This window comes from Conexibacter sp. SYSU D00693, from assembly GCF_017084525.1.
Classification (GTDB): Bacteria; Actinomycetota; Thermoleophilia; order Solirubrobacterales; family Solirubrobacteraceae; genus Baekduia.
On sequence record NZ_CP070950.1, the window covers coordinates 2217482 to 2234011 of the forward strand.

At 75.4% G+C, this 16530-nt stretch carries 18 protein-coding genes; 7 read left to right on the forward strand and 11 right to left on the reverse strand.

The features are described from left to right. Positions 1 to 5: 5 nt before the first annotated feature. The 6 genes from JUB12_RS10995 to JUB12_RS11020 form a co-directional block, all read right to left on the reverse strand. Entirely contained in the window at positions 6 to 383 is a 378-nt protein-coding gene (locus tag JUB12_RS10995) for an acetone carboxylase subunit gamma (protein ID WP_205695446.1), read from the reverse strand. Further along, positions 383 to 2233 carry a hydantoinase/oxoprolinase family protein gene (locus JUB12_RS11000; protein ID WP_205695447.1) on the reverse strand — a complete coding sequence of 617 codons (1851 nt, stop codon included), beginning with the start codon at positions 2231 to 2233 and terminating at the stop codon, positions 383 to 385. Before JUB12_RS11000 ends, JUB12_RS10995 begins: the two co-directional genes overlap by 1 nt. Before the next feature lie 306 nt (positions 2234 to 2539). Continuing rightward, positions 2540 to 3796 (reverse strand): CdaR family transcriptional regulator, encoded by a 1257-nt coding sequence (locus JUB12_RS11005; protein WP_205695448.1) that lies wholly within the window; start codon positions 3794 to 3796, stop codon positions 2540 to 2542. A gap of 58 nt (positions 3797 to 3854) precedes the next feature. Beyond that, positions 3855 to 4595, reverse strand: coding sequence for a type I methionyl aminopeptidase (gene map, locus JUB12_RS11010; protein WP_205695449.1), 741 nt, complete (start codon positions 4593 to 4595; stop codon positions 3855 to 3857). Positions 4596 to 4599: 4 nt separating this feature from the next. After that, positions 4600 to 5709 carry a CaiB/BaiF CoA-transferase family protein gene (locus JUB12_RS11015; protein WP_205695450.1) on the reverse strand — a complete coding sequence of 370 codons (1110 nt, stop codon included), beginning with the start codon at positions 5707 to 5709 and terminating at the stop codon, positions 4600 to 4602. Positions 5710 to 5767: 58 nt separating this feature from the next. Beyond that, complete coding sequence (locus JUB12_RS11020) at positions 5768 to 6940, reverse strand: thiolase family protein (protein WP_205695451.1); 1173 nt, start codon at positions 6938 to 6940, stop codon at positions 5768 to 5770. Positions 6941 to 7043: 103 nt separating this feature from the next. Between JUB12_RS11020 and JUB12_RS11025 the strand changes: the two genes are divergently transcribed. Further along, a complete protein-coding gene (locus tag JUB12_RS11025; RefSeq protein ID WP_205695452.1) occupies positions 7044 to 7463 on the forward strand; it encodes a helix-turn-helix domain-containing protein in 420 nt (139 codons plus the stop codon). On the opposite strand, the gene JUB12_RS11030 is transcribed toward JUB12_RS11025, so the two are convergent. Continuing rightward, entirely contained in the window at positions 7460 to 9616 is a 2157-nt protein-coding gene (locus JUB12_RS11030; protein WP_205695453.1) for an MMPL family transporter, read from the reverse strand. The genes JUB12_RS11025 and JUB12_RS11030 overlap by 4 nt on opposite strands. A 115-nt stretch (positions 9617 to 9731) precedes the next feature. On the opposite strand from JUB12_RS11030, the gene JUB12_RS11035 reads away from it, so the two are divergent. Then, the gene (locus tag JUB12_RS11035; protein ID WP_205695454.1) at positions 9732 to 10241 is read left to right on the forward strand and encodes a MarR family winged helix-turn-helix transcriptional regulator; all 510 of its coding nucleotides are present in this window, start codon (positions 9732 to 9734) and stop codon (positions 10239 to 10241) included. 77 nt (positions 10242 to 10318) lie between these two features. Continuing rightward, the gene (locus JUB12_RS11040) at positions 10319 to 10756 is read left to right on the forward strand and encodes a VOC family protein (protein WP_205695455.1); all 438 of its coding nucleotides are present in this window, start codon (positions 10319 to 10321) and stop codon (positions 10754 to 10756) included. Positions 10757 to 10767: 11 nt separating this feature from the next. Here JUB12_RS11040 and JUB12_RS11045 read toward each other — a convergent pair whose 3' ends face one another. Genes JUB12_RS11045 through JUB12_RS11055 form a run of 3 tightly spaced genes read right to left on the reverse strand, consistent with a single transcriptional unit; the run spans position 10768 to position 12776 of the window. After that, positions 10768 to 11178 (reverse strand): PaaI family thioesterase, encoded by a 411-nt coding sequence (locus JUB12_RS11045; RefSeq protein ID WP_205695456.1) that lies wholly within the window; start codon positions 11176 to 11178, stop codon positions 10768 to 10770. 23 nt (positions 11179 to 11201) lie between these two features. Beyond that, positions 11202 to 11951 carry a ZIP family metal transporter gene (locus JUB12_RS11050; protein WP_205695457.1) on the reverse strand — a complete coding sequence of 250 codons (750 nt, stop codon included), beginning with the start codon at positions 11949 to 11951 and terminating at the stop codon, positions 11202 to 11204. 27 nt (positions 11952 to 11978) lie between these two features. Next, on the reverse strand, positions 11979 to 12776 hold the full coding sequence (locus JUB12_RS11055) for an SDR family NAD(P)-dependent oxidoreductase (protein WP_205695458.1): 798 nt from the start codon (positions 12774 to 12776) through the stop codon (positions 11979 to 11981). Between the two features lie 51 nt (positions 12777 to 12827). Between JUB12_RS11055 and JUB12_RS11060 the strand changes: the two genes are divergently transcribed. Genes JUB12_RS11060 through JUB12_RS11075 form a run of 4 tightly spaced genes read left to right on the forward strand, consistent with a single transcriptional unit; the run spans position 12828 to position 15243 of the window. Next, positions 12828 to 13355, forward strand: coding sequence for an RNA polymerase sigma factor (locus tag JUB12_RS11060; protein ID WP_205695459.1), 528 nt, complete (start codon positions 12828 to 12830; stop codon positions 13353 to 13355). Continuing rightward, positions 13352 to 14314 (forward strand): CU044_5270 family protein, encoded by a 963-nt coding sequence (locus tag JUB12_RS11065; RefSeq protein WP_205695460.1) that lies wholly within the window; start codon positions 13352 to 13354, stop codon positions 14312 to 14314. Before JUB12_RS11060 ends, JUB12_RS11065 begins: the two co-directional genes overlap by 4 nt. A gap of 45 nt (positions 14315 to 14359) precedes the next feature. Further along, positions 14360 to 14731: a VOC family protein gene (locus JUB12_RS11070; RefSeq protein ID WP_205695461.1), complete on the forward strand. Its 372-nt coding sequence runs from the start codon at positions 14360 to 14362 to the stop codon at positions 14729 to 14731. Positions 14732 to 14784: 53 nt separating this feature from the next. Further along, entirely contained in the window at positions 14785 to 15243 is a 459-nt protein-coding gene (locus JUB12_RS11075; protein ID WP_205695462.1) for a hypothetical protein, read from the forward strand. On the opposite strand, the gene JUB12_RS11080 is transcribed toward JUB12_RS11075, so the two are convergent. Next, a complete protein-coding gene (locus JUB12_RS11080; protein WP_205695463.1) occupies positions 15240 to 16481 on the reverse strand; it encodes a lipase family protein in 1242 nt (413 codons plus the stop codon). The two genes, JUB12_RS11075 and JUB12_RS11080, sit on opposite strands and share 4 nt — an antisense overlap. Positions 16482 to 16530 lie beyond the last annotated feature (49 nt).

Consider the following 16530-nt stretch of genomic DNA (forward strand, 5'->3'; position numbering starts at 1 on the left):
GGCGCTCAGGCCTCCTCGCCGGTCGCGGCGGCGTCGCGGGCGCGCAGCCGCAGCTGGCGCTCCTTCAGGGCGTCGACGTCGAGTTCGACGTCGTGGGTGATCGGGTGGCCGGGCGGCAGGTACTCGACCTCGACCTGCGTGCCGCAGCCGGGGCAGCAGCACTCGACGAGGCGGCACCACTCCGGGTCGGGCGCGTAGGAGTACTCCGCGTCGATCTTGGCCGGGTACACCTCCCGGGGATCGCGGTCGTGCAGCAGCAGGCCGCGCTTGTAGCTCTCGCGGGCGGGACCGATCTCGTGGTCGCAGCGCCGGCAGCGCCACGTCTCGGTCTCGAGGTCGACCTCGAGGTACTCGGTGATCGGCTCGCGGGTGTAGGTGGGCATCAGCGCGCCTCCTGGTCGGTGTGGGTGAGGCGCCCGATGCCGAGCGCGTCGACGTGGTGGGTCCAGCCGGCGGGGACGACGACCGTCGTGTCGTCGGCCTCGACGACCGCGGGGCCGGCGACCGTCGCGCCCGGCCGCAGCTCGGCGGCCTGGTGGACGGGGGTCTCGAGCACCCCGGCGCCGGGCCAGGTGACGGGACGCACGGCCGCCGGAGCGGGGGTGTGCTCGGTGACGGCCTGCTCGCGCAGCGCCGGGTGCTCGAGACGGGCGGTGGCGGTGACGGCCACGCAGGGGGTGCCGTCGCGGTCGACGTGCTCGACGGCGACGTCGACCTCGTCGGCGCCGAAGCCCTCGCCGCGCATGTCGCGGAAGGCCTGGCGGCGCAGGCGGTCTTCGACCTCGGGGCCGTCGGGCTCGACGTAGGTGTGGCGCACGTCGGCCGAGGAGGCGCCGAAGGCGCTGAACACCGCGGCGAAGGGCAGCGTCAGGACCTCGCGCACGCCGAGCCGCGCGGCGACGTCGCACGCGTGCGTCGGGCCTCCGCCGCCGTAGGCCAGCAGCGTCGTCGCGGCGGGGTCCAGGCCGCGCTGGGCCAGCTCGTCGGCGATCCGTGCGGCCATCCGCTCGTGCAGCCGGCTGCGGATCCGCGCGGCGACGGCGTCGACCTCGACGCCGAGCTCGCGCGCCGCGGGCTCCATCGCCCGGCGGGCGGCGGCGACGTCGAGCGCGAGGCGCCCGCCGAGGAACGCGCCGGGGTCGATGATCCCGAGGACGACGTCGGCGTCGGTGACCGTCGGCTCGGTGCCACCGGTGGCGAAGCACGCCGGCCCGGGCGTCGCACCGGCGCTGCGCGGGCCGACCTCCATCGCGCCGTCGCGGACCTCGGCGATCGAGCCGCCGCCGGCGCCGAGGACGTGGACGTCGGGCATCGCGAAGGACAGCTCGACGGCGCCGACCCGGCCGTGCTCGAGGAACGGTGCGCGGCCGCCGGCGAGGAAGCCGACGTCGAGGCTCGTGCCGCCGACGTCGAAGGTCACGAGGTGGTCGATCGCGCAGACGCGCGCCACGTGCTCGGCACCGAGCAGGCCGGCGGTGGGGCCCGAGTTGTAGGTGCGGCCCGCGACGGTCTTGGCGACGCGCGCGCAGCCGCCGTCGTTGTGGACGATGAGCAGCGGGCGCGTGTAGCCGTGGTCGCGCAGCCAGTCCTCGGCGCGGTGCAGGTAGCGCGCGACGTCCTCGTGGACGTAGGCGTTGAACAGCGCCGTGGCGGTGCGCCGGACGTCGTCGGGGTCGGTGGCGATCTCGTGCGAGAGCGTCAACGGCACCGCGTCCAGGCACTGGCGCGGGTGGTGGTCGTGGAAGTCGCGCATCACGGCGCGCTCGGCGGCCAGCCCGCCGTCGGCCGCCGGCATCGAGCAGACCAGCCCGCGCGCGGCGTGGCCGAGCAGCGCCTTGGCGGCGGAGACCACGCCGGCGCCGTCCTGCGCCGGGTCGACCGCGGCGACGAGCTGCTCGTCGGCGAAGTGCTCGAGGGCGGCGCGCCCGGCGTCGCCCTCGACGAAGGTGGCGGCGGCGTCGGCGTCGAGCAGCAGGCCGACCCGCGGGCCGGTGCGCTGGATGACGGCGTTCGTGCCGACCGTCGTCGCGTAGCGCACGCACTCCGTGCCCTGCAGCAGCTCGTCCACCCCGAGCCCGAGGGCCTCGGCGGCACGCTCGACCACCTGGGCGAAGCACAGCGCGAAGTCGTGCGGCGTGGTCAGGACCTTGACGGTCGTCGCCGCGCCGTCGTGGACCACGTAGGCGTCGGTGAACGTCCCGCCCGTGTCGATGTCGATGGTCGTCCCTGGCATGGCGGCGACGGTCCCAGGGGCGGGTGGGCCGCGGCTCGTGCAGGGCTTCCAGTTGGGGTGGGTGGTGACTGTGGAGGTGCGACAACGGGATGCGGCGGTGGCCGGCGTCCCGCTCCCGCGTACGGGGCGGTCCGGCGCGGTGGCCGTTCGGCACCGAGGACGCGAAGGCAGGTGCCGCCGCGGGGGCCGCGAGGCGCCCCCGTTCATCCATCGGCGGATCGTCCGCCTGGGGAGCGGAGGATCCGCCACTCGATGCTCGTGCGGCGCCTGCGCGCCACCTCCGCGGCCCGCGGAGGACGCACCGCCTCAGCGGTGCAGCACGTCCAGCATCCGCAGCGCCGTCTCGAGCTCGTAGCGGCGGTCGCCGAGGGGGTGGCCGAGGAGCTGCTCGGCCTGGCGGATGCGGTAGGCGACGGTGTTCTGGTGGATGCCCAGGCGGCGGGCCGCGCTGGCGGTGCGGCCCGACTCCTCGAGCAGGACGCGCACGGTGGCGCGGATGCGGGTCGTGGGGTCGTCGTCGCCGGCGAGGGGGCCGAGCTCGCGGTCCACGAAGCGGCGGGCGCGGGGCGTGTCGGCGGTCAGCAGCGAGGCCACGACGACGTCCGCGTAGGCGACGAGGCGGTCCTTGCCGCGACCGGACAGGCGCAGGAGCTCGCGCGCGTGCACGGCCTCCTCGTGGGACGAGACGAAGCCGGCGCGGCCCTCGGCCGCCACGCCGCACGCGGCGTGCGCGCCGTCGAGCAGGTGACGCTCCGCGGTGGCGGCCGCGAGCAGGTCGTGCGGGACCTCGTGCTCGAAGCCCAGCCACGCCCAGAGCGCGCTGCGCCCGTCGGGGACGAGCAGGACGCTCCCCGCGCCCAGGCGCGCCGCGAGGGCGCGGGCCTGCGCCTCGAGCAGCGGCATGACGTCGTGGTCGTCGTGCTCGAGGTCGGCCCACAGGACGCAGGCGAGGTGGGTGCGACGCAGGTCGTAGCCCAGGCGGATCGCGGTCGCGTCGAGGTCGACGGCCTTGTCGCCCAGGACCTCCTGCACGGTCTCCCACCGCAGCGCCGCGGCGCTGCGTGCCCAGTGCTCGCGCTGGCGGGCGTACTCGTCGGTGACCCGCTCGCTGACGATGTCGACGTAGTCGAAGACGAACGACATCGAGTGGTCGACGGCCTCCATCAGCAGGCTCGGGTCCTCGATGCGCTTGATGATCTCGCGCCGCCACAGCGTCCAGAACCACATCGTCCCGAGGCGGTAGGCCCGCAGGAGCGTCGCCAGCGGCGTTCCGCGCTGGACCATCACCTCGGCGTAGCGGATGGCGCCGGGCGGCGCGACCGTCTGGTCGACGCCGGTGCCCTGCGCGAGCATCGAGAAGATCCGCTCGAGGTTGTCGTAGGCGCTGGCGTACAGCCCCGCGGCGAGCTCCTCGTCGACCTCGAGCTCGGGCATCGACTGCTGCACGTAGGCCACGCACTCCGCGACCAGGCCGTCGAGACCCGGTCGCAGCTCGGCGGCCGTCTGGCGCCGGATGCGGTCGTGCCAGTCGGACGCGGCCCTCCCCACGGCCGTCGGCGACATGCGCTCGACACTACGTCAGGTCCGGCCCGCCGCGCAAACGGCGACCGCGCAGGGGCGCCTACGCGGTCAGGACCAGCGGACCGTCGCGGCCGACCACGACGGTGTGCTCGAGGTGCGCCGCCAGCGAGCCGTCGGCGGTGGCGATCGTCCACCCGTCGTCGCGCAGGACGAGCTCCTCGTCCCCGAGGCCGACCATCGGCTCGATCGCGAGGACCAGGCCGTCGTCGAGCGGCTGGCGCAGCCGCGGGACCTCGACGTTGGGCACGTCGGGCGGCTCGTGCATCGTGCGGCCCGTGCCGTGGCCGCCGAGGTCCGGGAAGACGGCGAGGCCGCGACCGCGCGCGGCCTGCTCCACCGCCCGCCCTATGGAGCTCAGGGGCGCGCCGACGACGGCGGCCGCCACCGCGTCGCGCAGGACCGCCTCGGCGGCGTGCAGCAGCCCGACCGCCGCGGGCCGGGGCCGCCCGACCGCCACGGTCATCGCGGCGTCGGCGCAGAAGCCGTCGAGCAACGGCGTGACGTCGAGCGTCACCAGGTCGCCCTCGCGCAGCCTGCGCGGACCGGGGACGCCGTGGACGACCTCCTCGTTGACCGAGATGCAGATCGTCCCTGGGAAGCCGACGAGCTCCGCCGGCCCCGACCGCGCGCCGGCCTTCGCGAACTCGCGGGCGGCGAGCGCGTCGAGCTCCCCGGTCGTGACACCCGGGCGCACCTCACCGCGCAGGCGGCGCAGGGTGCGAGCGACGAAGGCGCCGACGCGGCGCAGGCCCTCGAGCTCCTCGGGCGTCCTGATCGACACGGGCTCAGCTGGTCAGGCGGGTCACGGCGTCGGGGTCGAGGCCCCAGTCGGCGAGCACGCCGGTCGCGTCCTCGGCCGGCGGGCGGGCCTCGCCCGGCGTGCGGCTGAAGCGCGGCGCGGCCGCGGGCTGGCGGATGCCGTCGAGCTCGACGAACGTCCCCCGGGCCGCCATGTGCGGGTGCTCGTGGGCCTCGAAGAGGCCGCGGACCACCGTCGCACATGCCTCCTCGTGCTCGAGGATCCCGGCCCACTCCTCGCGCGTCCTGCCCGCGAAGACCTCGGCGAGGCGCTGCTTGTGCGCGTCCCAGTGGTCCTTGTCCCACTGGGGCATCTCCTCCGCGGGGATCTCGAGGAGCTCGAGCAGGCGGGCGTGGAACTGCGGCTCGAGCGCGCCGACGGCGACGTGCCCGCCGTCGCTGGTCTCGTAGACCTCGTAGAACGGCGCCCCGGAGTCCAGGAGGTTCTCGCCGGGCGTCGCGCTCCACGCGCCGGCGGCGTGGAAGCCGTGCATGAGCGTCGCCAGCAGCGCGGCGCCGTCGACCATCGCGGCGTCGACGACCTGCCCGCGCCCCGACGCCTTGGCCTCGAGCACGCCGCAGACCACGCCGAACGCGAGGAACATCGCGCCGCCGCCGTAGTCGCCGACGAGGTTGAGCGGGAACAGCGGGCGCTCGCCCTTGCGCGCCATGGCGCCGAGCACCCCCGCGACGGAGATGTAGTTGACGTCGTGGCCGGCGACCGGTGCGAGCGGCCCCTCCTGGCCGTAGCCGGTCATGCGGCCGAAGACGATCCGCGGGTTGCGCGCGTGGACGTCGTCGGGGCCGAGGCCCAGGCGCTCCATCACGCCGGGGCGGAAGCCCTCGAGCAGGACGTCGGCCCGCTCGCACAGCGCCAGCACCGTCTCGCGGTCGGCGGGGTCCTTGAGGTCGACCGTCGCGGTGGCCGCGCGGCCGCGGCGGGTGAGGTCGAAGCGCGGCGGCAGCATGTCGGCGCCGCCGCGGCGGTCGAGGCGCACGACCTCGGCGCCCATGTCGGCCAGGAGCATCGCCGCGAACGGCGCGGGGCCGATCGCCCCAAGCTCGAGCACCTTGATCCCCTGCAGCGGTCCCGTCACCGGCGGGACCGTACAAGGCGTACGGCCCCGCGCGATGACACGGTGTCGAGCCGGCCCGCTACACCGCCTCGAGGACCATCGCGTTGGCCAGGCCGCCCGCCTCGCACATCGTCTGCAGCCCGTAGCGCGCGCCGCGCTGGGCCATCGCGTTGACGAGCGTCGTGGTGAGCCGGGCGCCGCTGGCGCCGAGCGGATGGCCGATGGCGATCGCGCCGCCGTTGACGTTGACCTTGTCGAGGTCCACACCCGTCTCGCGCTGCCAGGCCAGGACCACCGACGAGAACGCCTCGTTGACCTCGAAGAGGTCGATGTCGTCGAGCTCGAGGCCCGCGCGGTCGAGGACCCTCCGGGTCGCGGGGATGACGCCCGTCAGCATGTACAGCGGGTCGTCGCCGACCACCGCGAACGAGTGGAGCTTCGCCTTGGGCGTGAGGCCGAGCTCGCGCGCGACCTCCGGCGTGGTGATGAGGACCGCCGCGCTGCCGTCGTTCGTCGGGCTCGAGTTGCCGGCCGTCACCCGCCAGTCGATCTGCGGGAAGCGCTCGGCCATCGCCGGGTCCTCGAAGGCGGGCTTGAGGCCGGCGAGCGCCTCGAGCGTCGTCCCCGGGCGGATCGACTCGTCGACCTGCAGGCCGTCGATCGGCACGACCTCGTCGGCGAAGCGGCCCTCGTCCGTGGCGGCCGCCGCGCGCTGGTGGCTCTCGAGCGCGAAGCGGTCGAGGCCCGAGCGCGGCAGCTCCCACTTGGCCGCGATGAGCTCGGCGCTGATGCCCTGGGGCACGAGGCCGTCGGGGTAGCGCGCCGCGACGCCCGGGCCGAACGGGTCCTTGCCGTCGGGGACGTTGGACCACATCGGCACGCGGCTCATGCTCTCGACGCCGCAGGCGATCACGACGTCGTAGGCGCCGGCCATGACGCCCTGCGCGGCGAAGTGCACCGCCTGCTGGGAGGAACCGCACTGGCGGTCGACGGTGGTGGCCGGGACGGTCTCGGGCAGGCCCGCGGCGAGGACGGCGTAGCGCGTCGTGTTCATCGCCTGCTCGCCGACCTGGTCGACGGTGCCGCCGATGACGTCGTCGATGCGCTCCGGGTCGATCCCGGTCCGGGCGACGAGCTCGCGCAGGCTGTGGGCGAGGAGGTCGACCGGGTGGATCGGGTTGAGGGCGCCCTTGCCCGCCTTGCCGCGCCCGACGGGCGTCCGGACCGCGTCGACGATGACCGCTTCGCGCATGGTGGTCTCCTGAGTCGGTTTGGATGTCCAACCGTGTGGTTGGGCGGTGGACTGTAGCGCGGGACGGTTTGATCACCCAACCGACTCGGCTACCCTCGGTCGCATGCCCGCCGCCGGGACCCAGCCGCGCCTCTGCCCCATCGCCGACGCCCTCGAGCTCCTCGGGGAGCGCTGGGCGCTGCTCGCCGTGCGCGAGATGTTCTGGGGCGTGCACCGCTTCAGCGACATCGCCCGCAACACGGGCGCGCCGCGCGACGTGCTCACGGTCCGCCTGCGCCGCCTCGTCGAGGCCGGCGTGCTCGAGCGCCGCCAGTACAGCGAGCGCCCGCCGCGGTGGTCCTACCACCTGACACCGGCCGGCCGCGACCTCTCGAAGGTCCTCATGGCCATCCACGAGTGGGCCGACCTGCACCTTCCCGCGGGGGACGGCGTCGAGCGCGACGCCGTCCCCCATGGCGACCACCGCGTCGCCCCGCGGTCGCGCTGGTCGTGCGCGACCTGCGGCGAGGAGCTCGCCGACTAGGCCGGCGAGGGCACCGGCGCCGGCGGCTCGAGCTCGGTCCGCGGCACGAGCCGGTCCAGCCAGCGCGGCATCCACCACCCGCGCTCGCCCAGCAGCCCCATCACCGCGGGCACGACGACCATGCGCACGACCGTCGCGTCGATGAGCACCGCGGTGGCCAGGCCCACGCCGATGAGCTTCAGGACGACCTGGTCGCTGAGGACGAAGGCCCCGAAGACCGCGACCATGATCGCGGCCGCCGCCGTGATGACGCGGGCGGTGCGGGCGACGCCCTCGGTGACCGCCTCCCCCGCCGAGCGCCCGGCGAGGTGCTCCTCGCGCACCCGGGACATGAGGAAGACCTCGTAGTCCATCGAGAGCCCGAAGAGGATCGCGAACATCATCACCGGGATGAAGGGCGGCACCGGCGTCTCGGTGTCGATCCCGACGAGCTGGCCGAGCGCGCCGCCGTCGGCGACGAGGCTGACGATGCCGTAGGCCGCGCCGATCGACAGGAGGTTCATCGCCGCCGCCTTCAGCGGCACGGCGACCGACCGGAACGCGGCCAGGAGCAGGAGCACCGAGAGGCCGATGACGCCGCCGATGAACAGCGGCAGCCGGCTCGACGTCGCGGAGCTCTGGTCGACGACCTGGGCCGTCGCGCCGCCAAGCTCGACGGGCAGCGGCGCCTGGGCGAGCACGCCGTCGCGCAGCCGGTCGATGAGCGCCTTGGTCTCCTCGTCCTGCGGCGAGCCGTCGGACTGCACGGCGAGGACCGCCGTGCGGCCGTCGGCCGCGTAGGCGGGCGGCGCGACGCTGGCCACGCCCGGCGCCCGCTCGAGGCGGTCGGCGACACGGGCCAGCGCGGCGCGGTCCTCCGGGCCGTCGACGGCGGCGACCGCGAGCAGCGGGCCGGCCGCGCCGGCGCCGAACGCCTGCGCCGTCATGTCGTAGGCGGTGCGGGCCGACGTGCCCTCGGGCTGGCTGCCGGCGTCCGGGAAGCCGATGCGCATCCCCGCCACCGGTGCGGCGAGCGCGACGAGGACCGCGACGCCCAGCGCGACGGCGGCACGCGGCCGTCGCTGCACGGCGCGGCTCCAGCGCGCGGCGAGCGTCGTGGAGGGATCACGCGGCGCGCGACGCGTGCCGGGCACCCGCAGGCGGTGGACCTTCGGGCCCAGCGCGCCGAGCATGGCCGGCAGGAGCGTCAGCGACGCGGCCATGACTACCAGCACGCCGAGGCTCGTGCTGACCGCGACGCCGCGCAGGTAGGGCAGGCCCATGAGGAAGAGGCCGAGCATCGAGATGACGACCGTCGTGCCCGCGACGACGACCGAGCGCCCGGCCGTGCCGACGGCCTCGACGACCGCGGCGTGGGGGCTGGCGCCCGCGTCGAGCGCGTGGCGGAAGCGCGTGACGACGAGCAGCGCGTAGTCGATGCCCACGCCGATCCCGATCATCGCGGCGACCTGCTCGCCCCAGTCCGGGACGTCCATGACGGCCGCGAGTGCGCCGATGAGCGTCGCCGAGACGCCGACGCCGAACAGCGCGGTCACGAGCGGCAGGCCGGCGGCGACCGCCGAGCCGAAGGTCAGCAGGAGCACGAGCGCGGCGATGAGCACGCCGATCGCCTCGGACGACAGGCCGCCCTGCTCGGCGCTCTCGATGACCTGACCGGCGAGGGCGACCTCGAGGCCGGGGGCCCGCGCCGCCTCCCGCAGCTCGAGCAGCCGCTCGCCGGTCGTCTCCGGGAGGGCGCCGGGCTGCTCGGTCAGCTGGAGGCGCACGATGCCGGTGGTGCCGTCGGGCGAGCGCTGGGCGTCGTCCAGGGTCACGCCGCGGCCGATGCCCTCGAGGCGCTGCGCCTGGGCGAGCAGGGGCGCGATGCGCTCGCGGGCCTCGGGCGACGCGGCGCCGTCGGCGTCGCGCCAGACGACGTCGACGGTGTCCGCCGAGCGCTCGGGGAAGCCGTCGGCGAGCCGCTGCGCGGCCTGCTGGGACTCCGATCCGGGGGTGCTGTAGTCGGCCGACCACTCGCCGGCGACGACCGGCCCGAGGCCGATCGCGGCCACGAGGACGGCGAGCCAGGCCAGCACGACGGTGCGGCGGCGGCGGAAGGCGACGTCGGCGAGCCGGCCCAGGCGACCTGGCGGCGGGGTGGGCGGGGCGGGCATGCGGTGGTCCTCTCGATCCGGGTTTCTGGTGCAACGGTTGCTGTCTCAACCGTTGCGGACGAAAGAGAAGCAGGACAGCGTTGCACTGTCAACCGTTTCGACTACAATCGTTCACATGGGTCGCATCGACAGCCCGGCGTTCCGCGCCTGGTACGGCGTCGTCCTGCTGAACGGGCACACGCTGGACCGCGTCAGCGCGTTGCTCGAGGACGCGACGGGGATGCCGACCAGCTGGCTCGAGGTCCTCGCCTTCCTGCACGAGCGCGAGGACGGCATGCGCATGAACGAGCTGGCCGGCGAGCTCCTGCTGTCGCGCGGCGGCACGACCCGGCTCATCGCCCGCATGGAGGAGGCCGGCTACGTCGAGCGCATCGTGCCGCCCGACGACCGCCGCGCCGTCTTCGCCCGCATCACGCCCGAGGGCCTCGAGGCCGCCGAGAAGGCACTGCCCATGCAGGTCAAGGTCGTGGAGGACGAGATCGGCCCCCACCTCTCCAAGGACGAGCTCGAGACGCTCACCCGGCTGTGCGCGAAGGCGCTGGACGGCATCGGCGTCCCGTGCCCGTGGCTCATCGAGGGCCACGAGCAGGACGAGGCAGCAGGAGCGGCGACGCGCCAGCTCTAGGACGGGGCGATGAGCCCGGCGGGCGGGCTCGATCTCAGGGGCGACGGCACTCGCCACCCACTCGCAAGGAGCCCCGCATGTCCGCCCCCCGCGTCGTCTTCGTCAACCTCCCCGTCACCGACGTCCGCGCCTCGCAGGCGTTCTTCGGCCGCCTCGGCTTCACGTTCAACGAGCAGTTCACCGACGAGTCCTGCGCCTGCATGGTCGTCAGCGAGCAGGCCTACGTGATGCTCATCGCCGAGCCCCGCTTCAAGGACTTCACCGCGAAGCCGATCGCCGACGCCCAGACGACCGAGGCGATCGTCTGCGTCTCGGCCGAGGACCGCGAGGACGTCGACCGCCTCGCCGACACGGCCCTCGAGGCCGGCGGCACCCCGGCCAACGACCCGATGGACCACGGCTTCATGTACGGCCGCTCGTTCCACGACCTCGACGGCCACCTCTGGGAGGTCATGTGGATGAGCCCCGAGGCCGTCGAGCAGGGCGCGACCGAGGTCGAGGCCCAGCCGGCCTAGCCCCCCGCCGGTCAGCGCGCGGCGAGCACCGTCTTGGTGACGGTGCCCGTCGCGACGACCGCGCCGTCGACCCGCGCCTCGCTGCGCAGGAAGGCGACGCTGCGCCCGAGGCGCACGACCTCACCGCGCACGTGCAGGCGCGCGCCGCGCTGCACCCCGCGGACCAGCGAGGCGTGGAGGTCGTGCGTCACCGCGTTGGCGCCCGCCTCGAGGTGCGGCAGCAGCGCCAGGTAGCTCGCGACGTCGAGCAGCGCGCTGACGACGCCGCCGTGCAGGACGCCGACGTTGTTGACCGCCGGCCCCTCCACCGCGACGACGAGCCCCGCCGCGGGGTCCGCGGGATCCGCGAGCTCCAGCCCGAGCAGGCGGTGGAGCTCCACGTCGAGGACGTCCTGGACCCGGGCCGCCAGCTCGTCGGTCACGCGGCGGGACCCTAGGGACGCCCTCAGCCCAGCGCGTTGTCGAGCACGAGCAGCAGGACGAAGCCCGCCATGAGCGAGCTCGTCGCCAGCCGCTCGCGCCCGCCGGCCTGGGCCGAGGGCAGCAGCTCGTCGACGGTGACGTAGAGCATCGCCCCGCCGGCGAAGGCGAGGCCGGGGACGAGGAGGCCCTCGGCGGCCGAGCTCAACCCGTAGCCGGCCAGCGCCGCGAGCGGCTCGACCACGCCGCTGAGGACGGCGACGAGCACCGCCGTGCCGCGCGCCCTGCCCGCCGCGAGCAGCGGCGCGCCCGCGGCGAAGCCCTCGGGCGCGTTCTGGATGCCGATGGCCAGGGCCACCGGCAGGCCCGCGTCCATCCCACCGGCGGCGAAGGCGAGGCCGACGGCCAGGCCCTCGGGGATGTTGTGGATCGTCAGCGCGCTCACGAGCAGCCACGGCCGGCTGCGGTGCTCGCCGGGCGCCGCGCAGCCGGACTCGTCGCGGTCGTCGTGCTCGTGGGGGACGAACCGGTCGAGGGCGAGCATCACCAGGCCGCCGGCGACCACGCCGAGCGACACGGTCCCCACCCCGCCCTGGTCGAGGGCCGGCACGAGCAGGCTGAAGCTCGTCGCCGCGAGCATCACCCCGCCGGTGAAGCCGAGCACCGCGGCCATCGTGCGCTGCGACGGCCGCCGCCCGACCGCGAGCAGCGCCAGGCCGCCGAGGCCCGTGGCGAGGCCCGGCAGGACGAGGCCGAGGGCGATCCCGACGTCCACCGCCCGGGCATCCTGCCGGGCGCGCCGCTACGGGACCACGTAGTCGATGTAGCCGCCGTCGACGCGCAGGGCGCCGCCGGTGGTGGCCGAGGCGAGGTCGGAGCTGAGGTAGGCGACCATGTTCGCGATCTCCTCGGGCTCGATCAGGCGCTCGATGAGCGAGTTCGGGCGGTGCTCGGCCATGAAGCGGGCCTGCGCCTCGTCCCACGGCAGGTCCTCGCCGACGAGGCTGCGGGCGAAGTCCTCGACGCCCTCGGTGTGCGTCGGACCGGCCATGACCGCGTTGACCGTCACGCCGGTGCCCGACAGCGCCTTGGCGAAGCCCCGGGAGACGCCGAGCAGCGCGGTCTTCGTGACGCCGTAGTGGACCATCTCCACGGGGATGACGACCGCCGAGTCGCTCGCGAGGAAGAGGACGCGGCCCCAGCCGCGCTCGCGCATGCCGGGCGCGAGCTCCCGGGTCAGGCGGATGGCCGACATGACGTTCGTGTCCCAGAAGCGCTGCCACTCCTCGTCGCCGACCTCGAGCACCGGCCGGGCCTCGAAGATCCCGAGGTTGTTGACCAGGACGTCGGCGTGGCCGACGGCGTCGAGGAGCGTCCGGGCGCCCTCGGCGGTCGCCACGTCCGCGGCGACGCCCTCGATGCGCAGGCCCTCCCCCTCCCCGCGCAGCTCGTCGACGACGCGGGCGACGCGGTCCTCGCCGCGGCCGTTGACCCACGCCGTCGCGCCGGCCTCGGCGAGGCGCCGGACGATCACCCGGCCGATGCCCTGGGTCGAACCTGTGACGATCGCGGTCTTGCCGGAGAGGTCGATGCTGAGCATGCGCCCGAGTGTTGCGCGAACCCGTTGGCGCCCATCGGCGAAGAGGGGGTGATGACGGCCACGCACCACGTGCGCATCGCGGGTGGCTCGGCGTTCGCCGAGGTGTTCGACGAGCACTTCGACGCGGTGCACCGCTACCTGCACCGGCGCGCCGGCGACGCCGCGGAGGACCTGGCGGCGGAGACGTTCGAGCGTGCGCTGCGCGCGTTCGGGACGTTCGACGCGCGCCGCGGACCCGTGCGCGCCTGGCTCTTCGGCATCGCGACGAACGTCGTGGCGGCGCACCGCCGCGCGGAGGGCCGGCGCCTGCGGGCCTACGCCCGCGAGGCGGGGCGCCGGCCGGCGGCCGACGACGTGCCCGACGTGGGCGCGGGCGTCGATGCCGCACGTCAGGCCCGGCGGGCGGCGGAGGCGCTGCGGGCGCTGAGCCCGGAGGACCGCGACGTCCTGCTGCTCGTCGCGTGGGCCGACCTGCGCTACGACGAGGTGGCGAGCGCGCTGGGCGTGCCCGTCGGGACGGTGCGCTCCCGGCTGCATCGGGCGCGCGCCGCCGTCCGCGACCACCTGGAGGGACGATGATCGACGAGCTCGAGCTGGTGCGCCGGATCGGTGCCGAGGACGAGGTGCCCGATGCCGCGGGTGCGCGCGAGCGCGTGCGCGCACGGGTGCTCGACGGCGGGGGCGCCGCGCCCGGCGCCGGGGACCGCGCCGGGGCGCCGCGCCGGTCGCTGCGGCTGCTCGGCGCGCTGGTGCCCGCCGCCGCGGTGGCGGCCGGCGTGGCCCTCGTCGTCGTCCTCGGGGGTGGGGGCGAGCCCGACGGCGGGGCGGCCGCGAGCCAGACGCTGACGACGACGGCCGCGGCCCCGGCGCCCGAGGCGCCGTCGCTCTTCCCGCCGCCGGACGAGTTCCTCTACGTCAAGACCCGGTCGCAGTACCTCTCGTGCACGCTCGACGGGCCGAACCCGGGGTGCGAGATGCAGCCGCGGCGCGTCCGCGAGGTCTGGATGAGCGAGCAGCGCGACAGCCGGCTCGTGGAGCGGCCGGGCACCACGACGCCGGAGGGCCTCGGCCGCACCCAGCTCGTCCTCGGCAACCGCCGCTTCTCCCACCAGGAGCTGGCCGCCTACGCCCCGACGCCGCGGGAGCTGCTCGACGAGCTCCAGCGCGGGCGCGCGCCCGGCCAGGGCGGCGAGACCGCCACGTACCCCTTCGTCCAGATCACCGACGCCCTGCGCGAGATGCCGATGCCGGCGCAGGTCCGCCGCGCGCTCGTCGAGGCCCTGCCCCTCGTGCCCGGGGTCCAGGAGCTCGGCCAGGCACGCGACAGCGAGGGCCGTCTCGGGCTCGCCTACGCCCGGACGCTGCAGGGCCGGCGCGAGGAGGTCATCGTCGACCCGGTCACCGCGACGATGCTCGAGGAGCAGCAGACGGTGGTCGACGAGCGCGGAGCGCCCCAGGGCTTCCAGGTCGGCGACCGCGTCGGCCACGCCGTCTACCTCGAGCGCGCGGTGGTCGCAAACGCCGGCGACCGCCCGTGACGATCGCGGCCTGACCCTGTCCTCAACCGCGGTGATGATCGACCCATGACCGTGATCAAGCGCGTGGACTTCCTGGGGATCCCGTCGCAGGACGCCGAGCGAGCGCGGGGCTTCTACCGCGACGTGCTCGGGCTGCGACCCGACGACCAGGCCGAGTTCGAGTTCTGGGCCGGCGACACCTGCCTGGGCATCTGGGAGCCGGAGAGGGTCGGCATGCCGTTCCAGGCCCAGAAGGGCAACCCGCTGCCGCTCGGCGTCGAGGACGTCGCGGCCGCCCGCACCGAGCTCGAGGGCAAGGGCGTGACGTTCTTCGGCGACGTCCTGGACACCGGGGTCTGCCACATGGCGTTCTTCTCGGACCCGGACGGCAACGACCTCATGCTCCACCACCGCTACGCCCCCTACGACAACGCGTGAGACGTTCGTGAGAGGCGGGTGTCGGGCCCCGGGCGCGGGAGAAGCTCGGGGCCATGCACCTGCCTCGCACGACGCTCGCCGCCGCCCTCGCCGCCGCGGCGGCCGGCGGTCTCACCGCCGCGCCCGCCCACGCCGCGCTGCCCAAGCCGTTCGACCTCTTCTCCGGCAAGTCCGCGACGCCCGGCGACGCCCACGCCTACGGCACGGTCACGTTCGCCCGCCGCGGCCAGGCCCTCGTCCAGGGCACGCTGAACGACCTCTGCCCGGCCGACGGCCACGGGGCCTACCTCGAGGTCTGGGTGACCTTCAACGGCAACGGCCGCTTCCACACCGTCCGCACCCTGCGCGACCGGTCGAGGTGCGAGGGCGCCGGCAAGACCTTCCGCTTCTGGACGCCCAAGAAGGGCAACCGCCGCGTGACCGGCGTGCACTTCCGCGTCCGCGAGTGCGACAAGACCGCCGCGGGGCTGCGCTGCACGACGGACTTCTCGACGGCGGACGTCGAGCGCTAGGTCCGGGCCGGGGTCGACAAGCGCGCGAGCACCCAACGCACCGCCGCCCCCGCCGCCTGACCGTCGTCGGCGACGTCGACGTGCGTCGCGGTCGGCCACCGGCGCAAGGCGATGAGCGCCCCGCGGGCGCGCTGGCCGAGGACGAGCTCCTCGGTCAGCGGGAGCGGCGCGACGAGGTCGAGCGCGCCGTGGTCGATGCGGACCGGGACACGGCGCAGGTCGGCCCGCCGGACGTCGTTCTCACGCAGCACGCGCAGGAGGATCGGCCGCGCCTGCGCGAACGCGGGGCCGGGCACCTGCGCCGGCGCCAGCCCGCCCCACGAGCTGCGACGGGTGAGCTCCACGAGGCAGCGATCCTCGACGTGCGGCAGCAAGCGAACCGCCGCCGGGGAGAGCGCGCCACGCGTGAGCATCGCCCGCAGCTGCGGATCGGCCTCCGCCGCACCGGTGATGATGAGCGACGCGAGCGCGGTCAGCCCGTCGACGGGCGGCGTGGCGAGCGGCACCAGCCGCAGGAGGTCGACGAGCTCGGCGGTCCGGGTCACGGGCGAGAACGCAGCGACGGCGCGCAGGTCGAGCTCGGGCGCGAGGCGCGCGCCCAGGTCGGCGCTCCACAGGGAGGCGACGCCGCCTTCCGAGTGGCCCATCGCCACCCACCGCCGCCCGATGCGTCGGTCGAGCCCGCGCGCCGCACGCACGGCGTCGGACTGCGACCGGGCCAGCGAGCGCCCGACGAGGTACGGGTGCCGGCCCGGAGTGCCGATGCCCTCGCCGTCGGGCCTGGCGACCGCGACCCCGGCGCGCAGCAGCCGAGCGACGACCGTGTCGGCGCGGGTGAGGCGCTCGAGCTCCGGGTTGTCGGGCGTGACGCGGCTGGGCGCGCAGCTGTCGGCGCCGCCCGTGGTGACGTGGAAGAACGACACAACCGGCCAGCCGCCGCGCGGCGGTGCGCCGTGCGGGACCGCCACGGTGGCCGACTGCACGATCGGCCGACCGTCGAGGGCGCGGGAGCGGAACACCACCACGTCGGTGCGCGCCGCCGCGTCGAGCGCCGCCAGGCCCGCCGCCGGCCGTCGCCACACGACGGTCCCCGGGCGCCCCGGCACGAGGTCGGCGGGCGGGTCGTAGAACGCGTCACCCGCCGGGCCGACGGGTACCGCTCCCAGCGCGGCCGCCGCAGGACCGGCGACGGGCGCCGCCGCGAGGGCGGCGAGCAGCAGGAGGCGAGCGAGGAGCACGGACCGACCGTAGGCCGCGGAGCGCTGTCGGCGCCCACAACGCCGGCGC

Coding starts and splice junctions, on each gene's coding strand:
- JUB12_RS10995 (WP_205695446.1), bottom strand. CDS start 383: ATGCCCACCTACACCCGCGAGCCGATCACCGAGTACCTCGAGGTCGAC.
- JUB12_RS11000 (WP_205695447.1), bottom strand. CDS start 2,233: ATGCCAGGGACGACCATCGACATCGACACGGGCGGGACGTTCACCGAC.
- JUB12_RS11005 (WP_205695448.1), bottom strand. CDS start 3,796: ATGTCGCCGACGGCCGTGGGGAGGGCCGCGTCCGACTGGCACGACCGC.
- JUB12_RS11020 (WP_205695451.1), bottom strand. CDS start 6,940: ATGCGCGAAGCGGTCATCGTCGACGCGGTCCGGACGCCCGTCGGGCGC.
- JUB12_RS11025 (WP_205695452.1), top strand. CDS start 7,044: ATGCCCGCCGCCGGGACCCAGCCGCGCCTCTGCCCCATCGCCGACGCC.
- JUB12_RS11030 (WP_205695453.1), bottom strand. CDS start 9,616: ATGCCCGCCCCGCCCACCCCGCCGCCAGGTCGCCTGGGCCGGCTCGCC.
- JUB12_RS11035 (WP_205695454.1), top strand. CDS start 9,732: ATGGGTCGCATCGACAGCCCGGCGTTCCGCGCCTGGTACGGCGTCGTC.
- JUB12_RS11040 (WP_205695455.1), top strand. CDS start 10,319: ATGTCCGCCCCCCGCGTCGTCTTCGTCAACCTCCCCGTCACCGACGTC.
- JUB12_RS11055 (WP_205695458.1), bottom strand. CDS start 12,776: ATGCTCAGCATCGACCTCTCCGGCAAGACCGCGATCGTCACAGGTTCG.
- JUB12_RS11060 (WP_205695459.1), top strand. CDS start 12,828: ATGACGGCCACGCACCACGTGCGCATCGCGGGTGGCTCGGCGTTCGCC.
- JUB12_RS11065 (WP_205695460.1), top strand. CDS start 13,352: ATGATCGACGAGCTCGAGCTGGTGCGCCGGATCGGTGCCGAGGACGAG.
- JUB12_RS11070 (WP_205695461.1), top strand. CDS start 14,360: ATGACCGTGATCAAGCGCGTGGACTTCCTGGGGATCCCGTCGCAGGAC.
- JUB12_RS11075 (WP_205695462.1), top strand. CDS start 14,785: ATGCACCTGCCTCGCACGACGCTCGCCGCCGCCCTCGCCGCCGCGGCG.